Source organism: Acetobacter sp. DsW_059, assembly GCF_002153695.1.
GTDB classification, from domain to species: domain Bacteria; phylum Pseudomonadota; class Alphaproteobacteria; order Acetobacterales; family Acetobacteraceae; genus Acetobacter; species Acetobacter thailandicus.
Genome location: NZ_JOPI01000006.1, coordinates 58,318 through 73,782 on the forward strand (window position 1 = coordinate 58,318; position 15,465 = coordinate 73,782).

17 protein-coding genes, 1 tRNA gene and 1 other RNA gene are annotated in these 15,465 nt (G+C 52.3%); 4 read left to right on the forward strand and 15 right to left on the reverse strand.

Translation table 11 applies throughout. The features are described 5' to 3' along the window. Nucleotides 1-9 precede the first annotated feature (9 nt). The 4 genes from HK25_RS01645 to rnpB form a co-directional block, all read right to left on the reverse strand. The gene (locus HK25_RS01645) at nt 10-873 is read right to left on the reverse strand and encodes a hypothetical protein (RefSeq protein ID WP_086635098.1); all 864 of its coding nucleotides are present in this window, start codon (nt 871-873) and stop codon (nt 10-12) included. Then, nucleotides 870-1,886, reverse strand: a complete 1,017-nt coding sequence (gene rsmH, locus HK25_RS01650) for a 16S rRNA (cytosine(1402)-N(4))-methyltransferase RsmH (protein ID WP_086635099.1) — start codon at nt 1,884-1,886, stop codon at nt 870-872. Before rsmH ends, HK25_RS01645 begins: the two co-directional genes overlap by 4 nt. Next, nucleotides 1,886-2,362, reverse strand: a complete 477-nt coding sequence (gene mraZ, locus HK25_RS01655; protein WP_086554566.1) for a division/cell wall cluster transcriptional repressor MraZ — start codon at nt 2,360-2,362, stop codon at nt 1,886-1,888. Before mraZ ends, rsmH begins: the two co-directional genes overlap by 1 nt. Nucleotides 2,363-2,658: 296 nt before the next feature. Beyond that, an RNA gene (gene rnpB / locus HK25_RS01660) (RNase P RNA component class A) lies at nt 2,659-3,070 on the reverse strand. A 150-nt stretch (nt 3,071-3,220) separates the two neighbouring features. Here rnpB and HK25_RS01665 point away from each other — a divergent pair. Next, the gene (locus HK25_RS01665; protein ID WP_086635100.1) at nt 3,221-4,294 is read left to right on the forward strand and encodes an alpha/beta hydrolase; all 1,074 of its coding nucleotides are present in this window, start codon (nt 3,221-3,223) and stop codon (nt 4,292-4,294) included. On the opposite strand, the gene HK25_RS01670 is transcribed toward HK25_RS01665, so the two are convergent. Beyond that, on the reverse strand, nt 4,248-4,691 hold the full coding sequence (locus tag HK25_RS01670) for a hypothetical protein (protein ID WP_086635101.1): 444 nt from the start codon (nt 4,689-4,691) through the stop codon (nt 4,248-4,250). The genes HK25_RS01665 and HK25_RS01670 overlap by 47 nt on opposite strands. After that, entirely contained in the window at nt 4,688-6,160 is a 1,473-nt protein-coding gene (gene zwf, locus HK25_RS01675; RefSeq protein WP_086554569.1) for a glucose-6-phosphate dehydrogenase, read from the reverse strand. The genes HK25_RS01670 and zwf overlap by 4 nt, the downstream gene beginning before the upstream one ends. A 275-nt stretch (nt 6,161-6,435) precedes the next feature. Here zwf and HK25_RS01680 point away from each other — a divergent pair, with 275 nt between their 5' ends. Together HK25_RS01680 and HK25_RS01685 are read left to right on the forward strand one after the other, a co-directional pair. Beyond that, on the forward strand, nt 6,436-6,708 hold the full coding sequence (locus HK25_RS01680) for a DUF2312 domain-containing protein (protein ID WP_086554570.1): 273 nt from the start codon (nt 6,436-6,438) through the stop codon (nt 6,706-6,708). A gap of 57 nt (nt 6,709-6,765) precedes the next feature. Beyond that, nucleotides 6,766-7,404, forward strand: a complete 639-nt coding sequence (locus HK25_RS01685) for a hypothetical protein (RefSeq protein WP_086635102.1) — start codon at nt 6,766-6,768, stop codon at nt 7,402-7,404. A gap of 7 nt (nt 7,405-7,411) precedes the next feature. Here HK25_RS01685 and proB read toward each other — a convergent pair whose 3' ends face one another. The 4 genes from proB to rplU form a co-directional block, all read right to left on the reverse strand. After that, the gene (gene proB, locus HK25_RS01690; RefSeq protein WP_086635103.1) at nt 7,412-8,542 is read right to left on the reverse strand and encodes a glutamate 5-kinase; all 1,131 of its coding nucleotides are present in this window, start codon (nt 8,540-8,542) and stop codon (nt 7,412-7,414) included. A gap of 44 nt (nt 8,543-8,586) precedes the next feature. Further along, nucleotides 8,587-9,606: a GTPase ObgE gene (gene obgE, locus HK25_RS01695; RefSeq protein ID WP_086554573.1), complete on the reverse strand. Its 1,020-nt coding sequence runs from the start codon at nt 9,604-9,606 to the stop codon at nt 8,587-8,589. A 108-nt stretch (nt 9,607-9,714) separates the two neighbouring features. Then, on the reverse strand, nt 9,715-9,984 hold the full coding sequence (gene rpmA / locus HK25_RS01700) for a 50S ribosomal protein L27 (RefSeq protein ID WP_086554574.1): 270 nt from the start codon (nt 9,982-9,984) through the stop codon (nt 9,715-9,717). 56 nt (nt 9,985-10,040) lie between these two features. Further along, nucleotides 10,041-10,355 carry a 50S ribosomal protein L21 gene (rplU, locus tag HK25_RS01705; RefSeq protein ID WP_086554575.1) on the reverse strand — a complete coding sequence of 105 codons (315 nt, stop codon included), beginning with the start codon at nt 10,353-10,355 and terminating at the stop codon, nt 10,041-10,043. A 217-nt stretch (nt 10,356-10,572) separates the two neighbouring features. On the opposite strand from rplU, the gene HK25_RS01710 reads away from it, so the two are divergent. Further along, nucleotides 10,573-10,662 (forward strand) — tRNA-Ser (locus HK25_RS01710). Nucleotides 10,663-10,765: 103 nt separating this feature from the next. Here the strand turns inward: HK25_RS01710 and HK25_RS01715 are convergent. The 5 genes from HK25_RS01715 to HK25_RS01740 all read right to left on the reverse strand — a co-directional run bounded on the left by HK25_RS01715 (nt 10,766) and on the right by HK25_RS01740 (nt 15,124). Next, nucleotides 10,766-11,098, reverse strand: a complete 333-nt coding sequence (locus HK25_RS01715; RefSeq protein WP_143295951.1) for a hypothetical protein — start codon at nt 11,096-11,098, stop codon at nt 10,766-10,768. 88 nt (nt 11,099-11,186) lie between these two features. Beyond that, complete coding sequence (locus HK25_RS01725) at nt 11,187-11,516, reverse strand: SMR family transporter (RefSeq protein WP_233127582.1); 330 nt, start codon at nt 11,514-11,516, stop codon at nt 11,187-11,189. Between the two features lie 224 nt (nt 11,517-11,740). Then, nucleotides 11,741-12,490, reverse strand: coding sequence for a class II aldolase/adducin family protein (locus tag HK25_RS01730; protein ID WP_086554578.1), 750 nt, complete (start codon nt 12,488-12,490; stop codon nt 11,741-11,743). Nucleotides 12,491-12,494: 4 nt separating this feature from the next. Beyond that, nucleotides 12,495-13,511, reverse strand: coding sequence for a ketopantoate reductase family protein (locus HK25_RS01735; protein ID WP_086635105.1), 1,017 nt, complete (start codon nt 13,509-13,511; stop codon nt 12,495-12,497). Next, nucleotides 13,508-15,124 (reverse strand): carbohydrate porin, encoded by a 1,617-nt coding sequence (locus HK25_RS01740; RefSeq protein WP_086554580.1) that lies wholly within the window; start codon nt 15,122-15,124, stop codon nt 13,508-13,510. The genes HK25_RS01735 and HK25_RS01740 overlap by 4 nt, the downstream gene beginning before the upstream one ends. Between the last annotated feature and the right edge of the window lie 341 nt (nt 15,125-15,465).

Here is a 15,465-nt window from a genome sequence, read left to right on the forward strand (position 1 = left end):
GAGGCAGATTTAGTTTGATACGGGAACCGGAGGTGCCATTTCGGTTCCGCTGCGGCTGAGCAGAGATCCGCTGTCGTAAGATGAACCGGCGCGCGCTTCCACATATCCTGATTCTGAAGATGGTGCAGCCTGTCTGGTTCGTGGCGCGTGCCAGCTGGCAACGGTAAGAGGCAGCGGGTGGCGTACCTCCGCCTGCCGGGTGTGCACCGCTACAGGCAATGCAGATGGTATGACCTGAGCCGCCATAATTTTTGGTGCAGGTAACCGTACCTCATGCGAAGCAGGTAGCTGTGCAGTTAACACCTTTACGGGCTGCGGTTTGCTGTCATGTGCAGCTGCCCCGGTTATGGTGAGCGTATGGTGAACAGCTGCCGGGGCAGGTGACTGTACAGTAAGAGTTGTCTGCACAGGTCTGATGGCAGGTTCTGCACTGGTGTAAGAAACAGCTGTTGTATGAACATGCGCGTCCTGTGGCAGGTGCGAAACAGGTTTCGCTACGGCCACTACTGCCGTTACCGGAGGTTTGACAGCCACTGCCGCAACTACGGACGGGGCCGCAGCCTGAGCCATAACAGGCCCGGATAAAGGTGGCAGGTTTTTACCAAGGTCAGCCATGCGCACGAACTGAACCGGTTCCATAGGGTGAAGGTCCGGGAGGTGGTGCTCTGCCAGATGTGTCAGACGTTCGGGCTGATTTTCCAGCGCCCACTCAGTTCGTAGCATAGCCGTCTGCGCCCTGACATGCTGTGTTTCTGAGACAATTCTTGAAATCTGCTGGTCAAGTAAAGTTGTCTGGTGCTTCTTCGTATAAAGAAAAAATCCCGACGCAATCGCCAGAATAGCCGAGCAGCATGTAAATGGCCGGGGTATCATACGGTCTGTCCTTTAGCAGGCGAAGAAGATACGAGAGGGCGTTTCACGATAGCACGCAGCTTCGCACTGCGTGCGCGTCGGTTGGTATCAGACTCATCTGCACCAGGGCGCAAAGGCTTAGAAGTCAGAGTGACAAACTCACTCTCTGCGCTGCGTGACGTGACAGCGCGCGGGTCATAGCGCGAAATATTTTGTGTTTTACCAGTCGCCTTACCAAATACACGCTTGGTAATACGGTCTTCCAGGGAGTGAAAAGAAACAACAACGAGCCTGCCCCCGGGAGAGAGCAGATCAAGCGCCTGGGTCAGACCATTTTCGATCTCTCCAAGTTCGTCGTTAACAGCAATACGCAATCCCTGGAAAGAACGTGTCGCCGTATCAATGCCTGAACGATCAGCCGGTACAATCCGTCGTATAAGTTCGGCCAGCTGCAGGGTTGTGGTGAAGGGGGTGGCAGCCCGGTCGGCAACAATGGCCCGCGCTACGCGACGTGCATGACGCTCTTCACCATAATAATGGAAAATATCAGCAAGTTCAGTTTCAGGGGCTGTATTAATAAGATCAGCCGCTGTCTGCCCGTCGCGCCCCATACGCATATCGAGCGGACCATCCTGCTTAAATGAAAAGCCACGTTCAGCTTCATCCAGCTGAAATGATGATACACCCAGATCCAGCACAATGCCGTCAAATGCATAAATACCGGCTGCTTCGGCCAGATTTTTCATGTCGCCAAAGCAGCCGTGCAGCATGTGAAGGCGAGGGGATCCGTCCGCAGATAAGAAATGACCAGCCAGAGCCTGACCACGGTCGATAGCATGGGGGTCGCGGTCAATAGCGTAAACAGAGCAGTCTGCACTATTCAGGATTGCAGATGTGTAACCGCCACCGCCAAACGTGCAGTCGAGAAAGGTCTCTCCGTCAGTGGGGGCAAGAGCGCTAAGCACTTCGGAGAGCATGACCGGAACGTGGCCTGAGTGCCCCGGCACTGAAGGTGAGAAAAGAGGAGTGGTCATCAGCTGTGCCCCTCATTTTTGTGGGCAGCAGGCAGATTGACGCGGCGTGAACGCAGGCGGGCTTCAGCACGGCGCTGTTTCGCTGCTTCAGGCTCCCATAGCTGAAAGGTGCGCCCGACACCCATAAAAGCTACCGTTGCACTGCTGGTCAGGCCGGCATGGTCGCGCAGAAAGTCAGGTAAAATAATTCGTCCTTCACGGTCGGGGTCAGCAGGGTAGGCATCTGCATACAGGGCTGCGGCCAGATCATCGTGCTCGTCAGAAAACATATCCAGGCGGTCAAGCGAGCTGGTCAGCTGAGAAAAAGCAGCAGCAGGCCAGGCTTCGATGCACGGCATGACATGTGAGGGACGAAGTATCATCAGAGAGTCACCTTCCATATGCTGGCTTTTGAGAACAGTGCGAAACGCGGCCGGAATTGAGACGCGACCTTTCGCGTCAAATTTGTTTTCATGTGTGCCAAGAAACACACTCACCCGATGCTTTTCCCCTGCTGCAGGTTGTTATTTGTTTGCGTGCCTGATGCAAAGCAAGACTGGAATCACACTCTGCTGTTAATATTTGGGATAGCATGGGATTTCATGGGAAGCAATTCAAACCAGATAAAAAATAACAGAAAACGGTTTGTTTTTTAAGTATCTTTGAGAAGAGTAAAGAAAAAATAAGTCTGAATATTGTTTGCCTGAATTGCGCCTGGGCAGAGAGATTATTTTGTTCATGAAAATATCAGGAATAAACGAATTGTTAATATTTATTAACAACTTAGGAAGGTTAATCCAGGCGGTCTGTAAGCCGGGTTCTGTCCGGCTCCGTAAGGAGCCTGGACGGTCATTCTTCTAGGATATGCCTTGCAGCATACCTCAAGCAACCAACCCGGACAGCGAGGCGGAAGAACCTCTGAAACGCCCTTGCGGGGTTTCTGCTGTCCCTATTCGGTTTTGCTCCCGGTGGGGTTTACCATGCCTCGGCTGTTACCAGCTGAGCGGTGCGCTCTTACCGCACCGTTTCACCCTTACCTTCAGTTTGTCCCATGGTTTCCCATGAAAAAACCCGGAAGGCGGTTTGTTTTCTGTGGCACTTTCCCTAAGGTCGCCCTCGCCGGCAGTTAACCGGCACCGTTCTCCCGTGGAGCCCGGACTTTCCTCTCCTCTGCAAAGCAGAGCAGCGACCGTCCAACCGCCTGGAGGCTGCACCCTGCGTCGGGATGCGTTGCAGGTCAAGGCCGAAAAGCCGGGTAATGGTCATTATATAAGCATCTGCATGTATAAAGAGAATTTTTTCAGGTAAAATTAGCACTGCCGATACTGTTCACAAACCATAAAAAGGGTTCGGATATGCGTTGTTCTGAGTTTTCACATGCGGCATCTGACCCGGCGCGCCCGACACGTTCTGCGCGATTTTTATTGTGGTGCATCAGGAAACAGGCAGCCCGTCAGCAGAAAAAGAACGCAGATCAGCCTTCGGCAATTCCGTTGAGTCCGGATGATCAGCTCAGGGTAAGGGAGGCTTTTTTAGCCCGGTTGCGTAAGGTGACAGATAGCCCTTCCTTTATACCATGCCTGTCATCTCTGCAGGTCAGGCGGGTAATTTCTCTGAAAGTGCCTGGGGCTAACGGTATGCTGCGTGCCCGTCTTTACATTCCATATGGTCGTGTCAGAGGGGTCGTTTTGTTTCTGCACGGTGGTGGGTTTGTTCATTGTGGTCTGACTTCCCATCATGGTATCTGCTGTCGTCTTGCCCGAAGTTCAGGGGCGGCTGTGCTCATGCCTGAATATCGCCTGGCGCCTGAACATCCTTTTCCTGCCGCAGTGGAAGACGTTCAGGCTGTTCTGCGCTGGCTTGCAGAGCAGTCCCGCCATTACTGGGGAGGGGACGTTGCCGTGGCTGGTGATAGTGCAGGGGGGAACCTTGCCGCCGTTCTGGCGCAGCAGGCTAAAAAGGGAGGTTTGCCCCGCCCGGTTTTGCAGCTTTTATATTATCCTACGCTTTATGGTGATGATATTTCCCGCTCACATGAGCATTATGGTGAGGGGCATTTTTTATCGCAGTACGCGCTAAGATGGTATGGAGCGCAGTATCTTGCTCATAAAGAGAACTGGACAGATCTGCGTTTTGCACCCGGGTTTGCTCAGGATCTGACCGGGCTGGCTCCCGCTGTTATCATGACCGCTCAGTGTGATCCGTTGCGTGATGATGGTGCCCGCTATGCGCAGGCTCTCAGGGCAGCAGGTGTACCGGTGGCTTATGCCTGTTATTCAGGAGCCCTGCACGGTTTTCTTAATTTCTATGCGGTTATGCCCCCCGGTAAACGGGCCCTGCGCGCCGGAGGGAAAATGCTGCGCAGGGCGTTTGCAGGCGCTCTCAGGGAACAGGGTGGAATTCACCCGGAGACCCCTGGTCAGACATAATAGTGTGGTTGACTCGGTCAATCTGCAACGTAAAGAGTTTTGGCAGTTCTTTGCCCGGGTTGGGGCATGTGCCTGAATGCTTTTGCATCACGTCAATACGTGAAGCGGTCAGCGGGTCGTTGCCATTGACGATAAACAGCAGGCAGTCAGGTCTGTCGTGCGACATACCATTGCTCGTTACGAGTAAACGCAGGTGACTGACAAGAGCCGTGTCATTAAACCAGCTCTCAGCGCGGAAGGTATAGCGGTCAGCCATTTTATCGAGAAAACCGGTTTTAGCCAGCCCGATCATCAGCAGCATAAGAGGCACAACCATAACCAGGCGGCGCAGAACATGCTGGCGTAACGTGCGTTTTTTGGGTGTTTTTTTGGGGTTGAGAAGTGTTTTGTCGCTCATGTCTGCATATCTTCATGCCAGAGTGCGCCATCACGTGCCAGTAAAATACGGGCGGACGCGGGGCCCCAGCTCCCGGCGGGATAAGGTTCAAGGGGGGAAAGGTCTTCGCGCCATGTTGCCAGAATAGGCTCAACCCAGCGCCATGAGGCTTCAACTTCGTCACGTCTGATAAATAAAGCCGGGTTTCCTCTCACAGCATCAAGCAGAAGGCGCTCGTAGGAATCCCGGTAGGTAATGTTGAACTGATCATTATAAAGCATCTGAAGATCAGCGTTCCGCACTCTGAAACCACCTGCACCAGGGTCTTTACTGGCAAGAACCAGAGACAGGCCCTCTTCAGGAGCAATGCGGATAACCAGACGCCCGGGTGAAGGAGTGTTGCTGAAAATAGACCAGATCTGCGGGCGGAACTGCAAAACAATCTCGGTTGTTTTTGCGGCCATTCGTTTGCCGGTGCGTAAATAAAACGGCGTGTTGCCCCAGCGGCTGGTACGGATTTTTGTACGGATGGCAACGTATGTTTCAGTATTTGATGTGCGGTCTTTGCCCAGATCATCCTGATAGCTGCAGACATTTTCCTGCCCGCACAGGCCGGCTGTATACTGACCACGAATAACATTCTGCCTTACCATTTCAGATGTCATCGGGCGAAGTGCATTGAGTACTTTGAGCTTTTCATTGCGCAGATCATCAGCGCTGAGTGAGGCCGGGGCATCCATCGCCAGCATACACAGCACCTGAAGCAGGTGGTTTTGCATCATATCGCGCAAAGCCCCTGACTCATCGTAATATGCGCCACGTGTGCCAACACCAACGGTTTCAGCCGCGGTAATTTGTACGTGAGAAATTGCGTCAGAGGACCAGAGTTTCTCAAGAACGGGATTGCCAAAGCGCAGTGCGAGAAGATTCTGCACGCCTTCTTTGCCCAGGTAATGATCGATCCGGTAAATGGCGCTTTCGTGGAAAAACTTACCTACACCGTCATTGATTTCTGTCGCGGTGGTGAAATCAACCCCGATTGGCTTTTCAAGCACGAGGCGGGCTTTATCGGTGATAAGATCATGTTTCGACAAAGCTGCGCATAACGGAGAATACAGCGCGGGACTGGTCGCCAGGTAAAAAACACGAATGCGAGTCGGGTCAGCCAGAGCTTTTTCCAGGCCAGACCAGTCGCTATTTGCTTTGGTCGCATCGAGCGGGATATACTGAACCAGCTTGAGGAAGCGGTTAAGCGTGGCTGTACTCTTTGCTGTCTCAGGGGCAAATTCGCGCAGAGTTTTGCTGACCTGCTGGCGGTAGTCATCCTCCGAATGGGCAGAGCGGGCAATGCAGATAATACGCGCTTCATCGGCAAACTCTTTTGCATGAAAACGGCGCAGAAAAGCTGGCAGAAGCTTGCGCATGGTCAGATCGCCGGTTGCTCCGAAGATGACAAAGTCAAACGGGTCAACTTGATTGATATGGGCCATGTCCCTGGGTTCCTCCCGCAAGAATAATGAGGGCGAAGTGCTTTTTTCTCTGGCAGGCCTGTTACCTGTTTTTGTTTATAGTCTGTAACAGGTCATAGCAGAGATATCAGCTTCATGATTTAGGGTTTGTCCGGAAGGAGGATAGCTGTCAAGGCAATTGACCGCAGGCTCATGCCGCGATAATCCCGTCGGTTCTGATAGTCGTGGGGCGGGTGGTAATATCTCTCCGGGGCTGGCAGCCTGGTTATGAATCACAAAACAGAGGACCAGACGCTATGGATAATGAAGGTTTTTCCAGTGGTGAAGACGCAGCAGCCGGTGGTGTTGCCGCTGATCGCCTGCGCAGCATCATAGAGCGCGTTGAGCGCCTGGAAGAAGAGCGCAAAGCTCTGGCAAGCGATATTAAGGATATTTTCACGGAGGCAAAATCTGCCGGGTTTGATGTGAAGGTGATTCGCCAGATCATCCGTATCCGTAAGCAGGAGCCCGCTGAAGTGGAAGAGCAGGAAACACTGCTTGATATCTACAGACGGGCATTGGGTATGTAATTCAGCTGCCATATGCCGGCAGGCGGATGAATTTTAAAACAGGGTCAGAGGAGCACGATGTCAGATTTTTTTCCTGAGTGGATGCCACTCTGGCTGCAGGTATTTCTTGTCGTCACTGCTGTGGTGTACGGCCTGTTTTTTCTGATGATTCCGTTTGCCGTGTTTGGCCTTAAAGGCCGTCTGGCAGAGATAGAACTGCAGCAGCATGAAATTCAGGCTGATCTGCGTTCTGTCTCTATGCATCTTGTTGCTTTACAGGCGCAGAAATCATCTTCAGCCGTGCGGGATGTGCCTGCACCTGATGCACAGGTACCTGTTTCATCTGGTGGTGTAACAGTTGAGGAAGTGCGTTTTGCGCCACCCCCTCCGCCCCGTGCTGAAGAACCGCCTGCAATGCCGGCTATTTTGCCGGCTATACGTGCGCCGCGTGTATCAGATGCTTATGAGCCCCGTCGTGGTGCTCCGCCTGTTCCGCACATGACGGCTGCCCCGACGGCGCGCGGGGCGCGTTCAATGCCGTGGCATACACAAAAATCGCCGGTAGAATCAGAGCATGAGCGTGCGCCTGATGCGAACAGAGAGCCACACCGTATCGATTTTAGCCAGGACCGTCCTGATTATGCTGATCAGCGCAGGCAGGCAGCTGAACGCACGGAGCCAATGCTAAACTGGCCTCCGACACGTTCAGGCTCTTGAACTTATTTTATACCATAACGAGGTTATCGCGGTGGATAATCTCGTCATGATGTTGCCAGCCAAGAATTTTTTCAACTTCTGATGAATGATGCCCTGCGATCCGACGTATGGCTTCCGCATCGTAAAATGACAGGCCATGAGCCAAAAGCAGCCCGGCTTCGTCAGTAACGCTCACAAGATCCCCGCGTGAAAATTGTCCCTCAACCTGCGTAATCCCGGCGGGGAGAAGGGATGATCCCTGCTGCAGGGCGGCAACAGCGCCCCGGTCAACAATAATTTTTCCTGCAGGGGTCAGGCTGCCTGCAATCCATTGTTTGCGGGCGTCCTGGCTACATGTGCGCGGCAGGAACCAGGAGCATCTTGCTCCATCCAGCAGAGCGCGCAGCGGGTGCAGGGGCTGGCCCTTTGCAATAGCCATTGCACAGCCTGAACGTGTAGCGATATCTGCTGCGAGTAATTTGGTGCGCATACCACCTGAAGAATAACCAGGAGGAGGCTCACCACCCATGGCCTCAATTTCAGGTGTCAGAGCGTCGATAACCGGCAGGTGTTGTGCTGTCGGGTCAAGGCGGGGATCAGCTGTGTAGAGACCATCAATGTCAGAGAGTAAAACAAGCTGGTCAGCATCGATCATCTGTGCAACTCGGGCTGCCAGCCTGTCATTGTCACCAAAGCGGATCTCAGCCGTAGCGACGGTATCGTTTTCATTAATAACCGGCACACAGTTCAGTTTTATAAGAGTATCAAGCGTGGCACGGGCGTTGAGGTACCGCTTTCGGTCTTCCGTATCACCCGGTGTCAGAAGAAGCTGTGCGGCAGTCAGACCATGAGCATGCAGGGCCTTGCTCCAGGCCTGCGCCAGGCTGATTTGCCCGACAGCTGCTGCGGCCTGTTTTTCCGCCAGTTGCAGTGTACGCCCTGTCATGCCAAGGCTGTGGCGCGCCAGGGCGATAGCCCCTGACGAAACTACGGTGACGGCCGTGCCCTGCCTGTGCAGCTGTGCAATGTCAGCAGCAACGCTGTTCAGCCACTCCTGCCGGGGGAGGGCTTTTTCAGTATCCACAACCAGAGCGCTGCCGATTTTAACAACAAGGCGTCGGGCAGAAGTCAGGGAAGGGGGAAGAGCGCGTCCGGTCATAGTCTCAGAACCTGTTTGCCACAGCGGCTTGAAGTGAAACGAGATCAGGAGGCGTTATCGCGCTCCTCATTGCGTATCTCTGTGACCTGATTCTGAATTGTACGCAACAGCTCAGGTACACCCTGACGGGTTGCCGCTGAAATGAGCACAACAGAAGCGCCACTCGCTTTTTCTAAGGCGCGGCGGCGAGCCGAGGCCTCACGCGGGGTCATGGCATCATTTTTGTTGAGTGCAATAATCTCGGGTTTACTGGCCAGTCCCCCGCCATATTCTGTGAGTTCCCGGCGTATGGTGCGCCAGGTGTCAACGACATCACCTGCTGAACCATCGATCAGATGCAGCAGCACAGCACAGCGTTCGACATGGCCGAGAAAGCGCGTGCCAAGGCCTGTGCCTTCATGTGCGCCTTCGATCAGGCCAGGGATATCAGCAATCACAAATTCTTCAGCGACGGAGAGACGAACAACACCAAGTTGCGGATGAAGCGTTGTGAAAGGATAGTCAGCAATTTTTGGGCGTGCTGCCGAGACAACAGAGAGGAAGGTCGATTTGCCAGCATTGGGCATGCCAACCAGGCCAACATCAGCAATTAGCTTCAGACGCAGCCAGACCCAGCGTTCTTCACCCGGCCAGCCTTTATCTGAGCGACGGGGAGAGCGGTTGGTGCTGCTTTTATAGTTCGCGTTACCAAAGCCACCATCGCCACCACGGCAGAGCATGATCCGTTTGCCGGGTTCGTCGAGGTCAGCCAGAAGGGTTTCGCGGTCATCATCAAAAATCTGAGTGCCAACAGGCACTTTAATAATGACGGGGGAGGCCGCCGCGCCGGTGCGGTCAGAGCCGGCACCGTTGCCGCCTTTGCGGGCTCTGAAATGCTGTGTGTAGCGAAAATCAATGAGCGTATTGAGGTTGGCGACAGCTTCAAAGAAAACGTCACCGCCGCGCCCGCCATTGCCACCGTCAGGCCCCCCGAATTCAACATATTTTTCACGACGGAAAGCCGTTACGCCATCACCGCCGTCGCCTGAGCGGACATAAATTTTTGCCTGGTCGAGAAATTTCATGGGGGGTACCTTTGTGAGCAGCAGCTAAACGTAAAAAAGGCCGATCCTCACAGAACCGGCCTTTTGTTCTGCTTTGGCATAACCAGCCTGGGCAGAAAAAATTATACTTTACTCAGCTGCAGCTGGCAGTGCGTCAACAGAGACGTGTACACGGCCTTCTGAGCGGCGTTCAAAGCGAACACTGCCGTCAACCAGAGCAAAGAGTGTGTGGTCGCGACCAACACCGATATTAACGCCAGGCTTCATTTTTGTGCCGCGCTGACGGACGATGATGTTGCCTGCAACGACGCTTTCGCCACCGAATTTTTTAACGCCAAGACGACGTCCGGCGCTGTCGCGCCCGTTACGGGATGAACCGCCCGCTTTCTTTTGTGCCATAACTCAGGTCCTCTTCTGGTCTTCTGCTTTAAACTGATACGCTCTTAGGGCGTAATTCAGGCAGCGTTGATTTCTTGAACACGCAGGATGGTAACCGGCTGACGATGACCATTTTTGCGGCGGCTGTTCTGCCGGCGGCGCTTCTTGAAGATGATGACCTTCTTGCGACGGTCCTGAGCGACAACTGTGGCAGTAACACGAGCACCGGCAACGAGTGGCGCACCGATGGTGGCAGAACCTTCGCCGCCAACTGCAAGAACTTCGTCAAATGTGACGGTTGCGCCGGCTTCGACTTCAAGTTTTTCAACTTTCAGGATCATGTCAGGTTCAACACGATACTGTTTGCCGCCGGTGCGAATAATTGCGAACATGATAACAGAGTCTCTCTTTCGGGTCTCTTAACCTCTCGCGGCGGGGTGCAGGCGAGAGCTGTGGAGGCTTTTTTTCGTGTGCCGCATGAGCGACATGCTTCCATCTTTGTGGAATGGTTGGGCTTTTACGGGGTGCAAAGGGCTTACGTCAACAAAAACTTGTTGTTCCCGGCCTTGTCGGGCTAAAAAACCGCAATTATAACCTCAGGCCTGAAGCGGAGAGGTGCCGGAGCGGCTGAACGGGGCGGTCTCGAAAACCGTTGTGCGAGTGATCGTACCGAGGGTTCGAATCCCTCTCTCTCCGCCATAGTGAAGTTTTTTTAGCTGTATGTCACCACACCCTGAAACATCAGGAACTACATCCCCGGCATGGGTTTGTGGTCTGACTATGAGCTGGCCTGTAAAAAAGATTAATGATCTTCGCTGTAAGGGCTGTTAACCGATCCTGCATCTGTTCCGTTCATTATGTCCGGCTGGTTCAGGCCGTGTCCCTGGCCCTGGCCATATGCACGGTAGCCTGGCCCTGCGCTGTAGCTGCGACCTGAACCCACACCTGTTCCGACAGACAGAGATCCGTGAATTTTACTGTCATGAGAAGACTGCTCTGTCGCATATTGGGAAGGAGATGAATCACTCATTGAGCGAAGAAACTCTGCTCGTGAGTTCTCCTGTGGCTGACCGGTGTGAGAGCAGGCTCCCAGCAGAGGCAATGCTGTCAGAATATAAAGTCTGTATCTCGTCATGTCGTGTCCGTCTCATGTCAGCATTCAGAGACCTGAGCATACACAGCTCTGCGGTAAAGTCTCAGGTACAGGCGCGCAGCCGGCAGCGTTAATGCCCGCCAGTTTTTGAAAAGACGTTCATGATAACGACACCAGCAATAATCAGCAGCATGCCGGCAATGGCAGGGATATCTAATTTTTGCCCCTGAAATATCCAGGCTACGGCACTGATTAAAACAATGCCGACCCCAGACCAGATTGCGTAAGCAACCCCTGTAGGAATAGTTTTGAGGGTATGAGACAGCGCGTACAACGCAAAACCGTAAAAAAAGACAGTAGCAAGGCCAGGGAGAAGCTTTGAGAACCCTTCAGATTGTTTTAGAAAAGTGGTTCCCAGGACCTCGGATATAATTGCACCTCCGAGATATAGATAAGAAATATTCACCTGTCCTCCGCGCAGCCTCTGCATTTACACGATGTTTGTTTCTTCATCGCATCTTCAGGCACAACTGTCACGTGAAGTGGTGTATAGTCTCAGTCATTCTTTGTTTCGCTGTTGCCTGTATGAGGCCGCTTCACTCTTTGAGATGGGCTCGTCACCAGCGTATCATGCTCTGCTGCCTCTGCGATGACCAGGGCAGCAGATAATCGGGTGGGGGGTGATTAAACTTTGTCTCCGGGCCAGAGAGGGCCACGCTCTTTACGCACTTTTCTTACAGCAGCATCAAACATTTTTTGTGCAGCGCTCGAGCCGGCAATTAATCCTTCGGCATCCTGCGAGCAGCGACGACGGATTTCCTCGCTCAGTATCACGTTTTTCCCCGGTATCATGCCGGTGTGACACTGAATTTCAGCGGCGCGCTGAGCGACCCATAGCAGGAAGAAAGCGCGGGGAATGTCAGCACCGCCAACAGCAAGGCCGTGGTTGCGCAGCACCAGCACATGCTTTTTCCCCAGGCTTTCAAGCATACGCGGGCGTTCATCATCATAGAGTGTGATCCCTTCGAAGGCATGGTAACCAACGCGCTCAAAGAGCTGTGCACCATAAAAGTTATCGTGGCTGAAACCTTCTTCTTTCATCGCAACCGCACACACCGCATTTGTGTGTGTATGAATAATGCAGTGCACATCATCACGCGCAGCATGAATGGCGCCATGCAGGGCAAATCCTGCCGGGTTAGGGCGGGTCGGACCGTTTGTAATGACACGGCCGCCAGCATCGACCATCAGCAGATTATCTGGTGTGACTTCGTCATAATTTAAGCCAAATGTATTGACCAGGTAGCGGCGTTCTTCGCCCGGCAGACGCACTGAAATATGATTGAAGATCATTTCAGTCCATCCGAAATAATTGATCAGATGGTAACATTCAGCCAGCTGGATGCGCAGCTTTTCTTCTGTAGTGTGTTCCATATTTTTAGTCCTTATATGCTGCCGCAGCAGAAAGGTTTTGCTTTATGGCGGCCTTGCGTCTGGTCAGAGTGAGCACAGTTTCAGTCACAGGCATGGAAACATTGTAGTGTCGCGCAAGGAGGAGAATGGCGTCTCCCATAGCGGATAGTTCCAGCGGGCGGTTATGCCGGTAATCCTGCAACATAGAGGTAGGATGCCTGCCGCCCTGCACGATTTTGCTCATCAGTGCCTCTGTCGGTGGCAGGTCTGAGAGGCCATAAGCCCGGCCAAGATTTTGCATTTCATTAAGGCTGCTGAGTGCCAGTTTTACAGCGTCAGGTGATGTTGTCAGTTCGTGCAGGCTGGCCTCAAACATAACCGAGAGCGGATTAGTTGAAACATTAAGGGATAATTTGGCCCACAGATCTCTCCTGATATCCTCACTTTTATGAAAAATACTGTTGTTTTCATGGAAAATATTCAGAATATCTTCAGCGCACCCACTGCCTTTTTCGACATCGCCAAGTGTAAAGTGCGGGATACCTGCCACCCTGATATGCCCCGGTGCTTCAACCTGAGCAAAAGTATAGGCTACGCATCCACACAAAGTATTACGGCTGAGCTGGCTAAGTGTTCCCTCCGGGTCAAGTGCCGGTTGCAGGATTGCCTGTGTTTCAGGGTGTGCCATCCACCAGGGGAAGCCGTTTACAACTGGTATGATTTTTGTATGCGGGCCAATGGCATGTTTAACCGTATCAAGCAGGCCAGAGAGCTGGTGATATTTTCCACACAGTATAATCAGATCCTGAATGGTGTCAGGGGCGCGGCTGTCGGCCTGAAGTCTGTGATGTGATGTAGTGTTTTCGTTTGAGCAGTATAACCCTTCATGACGTAACACGCGGAGGGTTTCTCCGCGTGCGACGACAGACAGGTCGGGTGTCAGCTTATTCAGATGTGCCGCCAGTAACCCGCCAATTCCCCCCATGCCGGCAATGCAGACACGAGGCGGAAATTGAGCTGGTCCTGAGAGCTTTTCTATCATGGGAAACCTGCCATTTTATCGAGATAAACAAAGAGTGTTGCACCAACTTCAAGAGCATCACGGGGATGTTTTGCAGTCATAGGCGCATAGTAGGTATTGGGGTTGATAGCGTATTGCAGGCTTGGTTCAATCGCAACATTAGGGAAGAGGAAAACGTGAGCATGGATATCAGCAACCAGGTGCGCTGCACTTGGTGCTTTACCATCACCACCGCTGGCTTTGTTGGCTTCAGCCAGAAACTGCGTTTCGCGTGAGCCAAGCTTGGTCCAGTGCAGCTGAACGCCGTAGGTATCAAGAGGATGCGATTTGAAAGGAGCCTGAACAAATGCACCAAGGTAGGCTTCTGCTTTAACAGGGGCGTAGCTTTGAAAATCTGTTCCTGCACCACCATAAATAGCAACAGCCATATTATGCGGGTCACGTGTGGTGCCATGGTCTGCACGCCAGATATACTGCTGTCCGGTGAAGAAAATACCTGACATGCCGCCGGTATGCTGCGTTGCTTTCCAGCTACCGCCTGATGCAGTCGTTGCGCGTGCCGTAGTGGTTGTCGCTGATGAATTATAATATCCCAGAAATTCGTACATAGACGGGTAAGCTGTTTCGTCAAAGCCGCGTTTATACCCGATCTCACCAACGCCGGTGGCACCGGTTGCTGTATCTGTGTTCCAGTTCCAGCCGTTCTGATAATAGATGGTTTTGTTGACTTCGGTTGCTGCTGCCTGAAAGTACCATGATTTTGTGATGTGGTAGATCGCATGGCCTGACCATGTTGCGAACACAAAGGTGCTGATGCCAGCATCCTGTGACCAGACATCTTTAAAGCAGGTCAGGATCTGATTACAGTTCGGGATAAGGAAATAACGTGAGATGTTTGCACGGCCGGCTTCAATTTCGAGCTTGTCGCTGAAAAGCTTCTGATCGAGTGTCAGTTCACTCAGATAGTTGCCACGGAAAAGGTGAGGGGGCTGATAGCCCAGGGTGTTGTCACCAACCTGCTGCGACCAGTGCTTGTCATTATCACGAAGGAAGAAGAAATCCTCGCCAAAATGTATCTGAGCTCCTTTCCAGCCAATGAGCTTGTTAAGGTCGATGTTTGTTTCAACAACACCCAGGGCGTTTTGCAGGCGTGACCCCTGCTTCACGCCACCCTGAACGTTGCTGACAAAGTTATCGATCAGCAAAGCATGAAATGTAATACCGTAATCTTTAAGCGGCTTCAGAACGTTATAGAAAAAGCCTTTTTTAACAGGGGTGCCGGCCATAGTTGAAACGGGCACTGAGGGTAAAATTTTAGGGCTGAGGTTATTAGGTGCAGCCAGAAAATCATTGCCGTTATTTGTATGCGTATGGCGCCCGATAACGTTAACCGGCTGACCCGACGCATCGACTGCAGGTAACTGATCAGCAGGGGTTAAGTTTACATGGCCTGCATCAGCTATTGTGTGTGTTGTTGAATGTGTATTGCCGGCAACAAGCATATGACGATGCAGGTGCGAGTTAGCGGAATGTGTATGCGTAACTGGCGGATTTGTACTGGCCATTGCGGGAAGTACGCCTGCAGCGCCTGAAATGACACTACAGGTGCAGAGTATCTTGATGATGCGCTGCATGATTTAAAAAACTCCGTCAGAAGAAGGGGCGGGAAGATGAGTGTTGAGAATGTTTTTATGTCGAAATGAATTAAAGGCGGGAGGGGTGTGGAGTGGATGAAAAAAGTATCATTTTCAAAGGCTCCGTTTTGTCGTGTGCCAGGCACTGACTAAAAAACCGGCGAGAGTTTTTTTCATAAACAGTGAAGGCAAACGTATGTCAGGACAGAAGGGGTTGCTGTGAATCGTTTCGATTCCATTATAGAAGATGATTCTAGTGAAGTTTCAAATTAAAAAAAGAATATGTTTTTACTAAATAATTTTTTCTGTCATTTTTTTTTATATCGAATGTCGGGCAAAAA

Bases quoted from the DNA above. Each gene is read 5' to 3' on its own strand.
- HK25_RS01680 (WP_086554570.1), top strand. From the start codon at position 6,436: ATGGATAATGAAGGTTTTTCCAGTGGTGAAGACGCAGCAGCCGGTGGT.
- obgE (WP_086554573.1), bottom strand. From the start codon at position 9,606: ATGAAATTTCTCGACCAGGCAAAAATTTATGTCCGCTCAGGCGACGGC.
- rsmH (WP_086635099.1), bottom strand. From the start codon at position 1,886: ATGACCACTCCTCTTTTCTCACCTTCAGTGCCGGGGCACTCAGGCCAC.
- HK25_RS01715 (WP_143295951.1), bottom strand. From the start codon at position 11,098: ATGACGAGATACAGACTTTATATTCTGACAGCATTGCCTCTGCTGGGA.
- HK25_RS01735 (WP_086635105.1), bottom strand. From the start codon at position 13,511: ATGATAGAAAAGCTCTCAGGACCAGCTCAATTTCCGCCTCGTGTCTGC.
- HK25_RS01730 (WP_086554578.1), bottom strand. From the start codon at position 12,490: ATGGAACACACTACAGAAGAAAAGCTGCGCATCCAGCTGGCTGAATGT.
- rplU (WP_086554575.1), bottom strand. From the start codon at position 10,355: ATGTTCGCAATTATTCGCACCGGCGGCAAACAGTATCGTGTTGAACCT.
- HK25_RS01645 (WP_086635098.1), bottom strand. From the start codon at position 873: ATGATACCCCGGCCATTTACATGCTGCTCGGCTATTCTGGCGATTGCG.
- HK25_RS01740 (WP_086554580.1), bottom strand. From the start codon at position 15,124: ATGCAGCGCATCATCAAGATACTCTGCACCTGTAGTGTCATTTCAGGC.
- HK25_RS01670 (WP_086635101.1), bottom strand. From the start codon at position 4,691: ATGAGCGACAAAACACTTCTCAACCCCAAAAAAACACCCAAAAAACGC.
- HK25_RS01685 (WP_086635102.1), top strand. From the start codon at position 6,766: ATGTCAGATTTTTTTCCTGAGTGGATGCCACTCTGGCTGCAGGTATTT.
- HK25_RS01665 (WP_086635100.1), top strand. From the start codon at position 3,221: ATGCGTTGTTCTGAGTTTTCACATGCGGCATCTGACCCGGCGCGCCCG.
- rpmA (WP_086554574.1), bottom strand. From the start codon at position 9,984: ATGGCACAAAAGAAAGCGGGCGGTTCATCCCGTAACGGGCGCGACAGC.
- zwf (WP_086554569.1), bottom strand. From the start codon at position 6,160: ATGGCCCATATCAATCAAGTTGACCCGTTTGACTTTGTCATCTTCGGA.
- proB (WP_086635103.1), bottom strand. From the start codon at position 8,542: ATGACCGGACGCGCTCTTCCCCCTTCCCTGACTTCTGCCCGACGCCTT.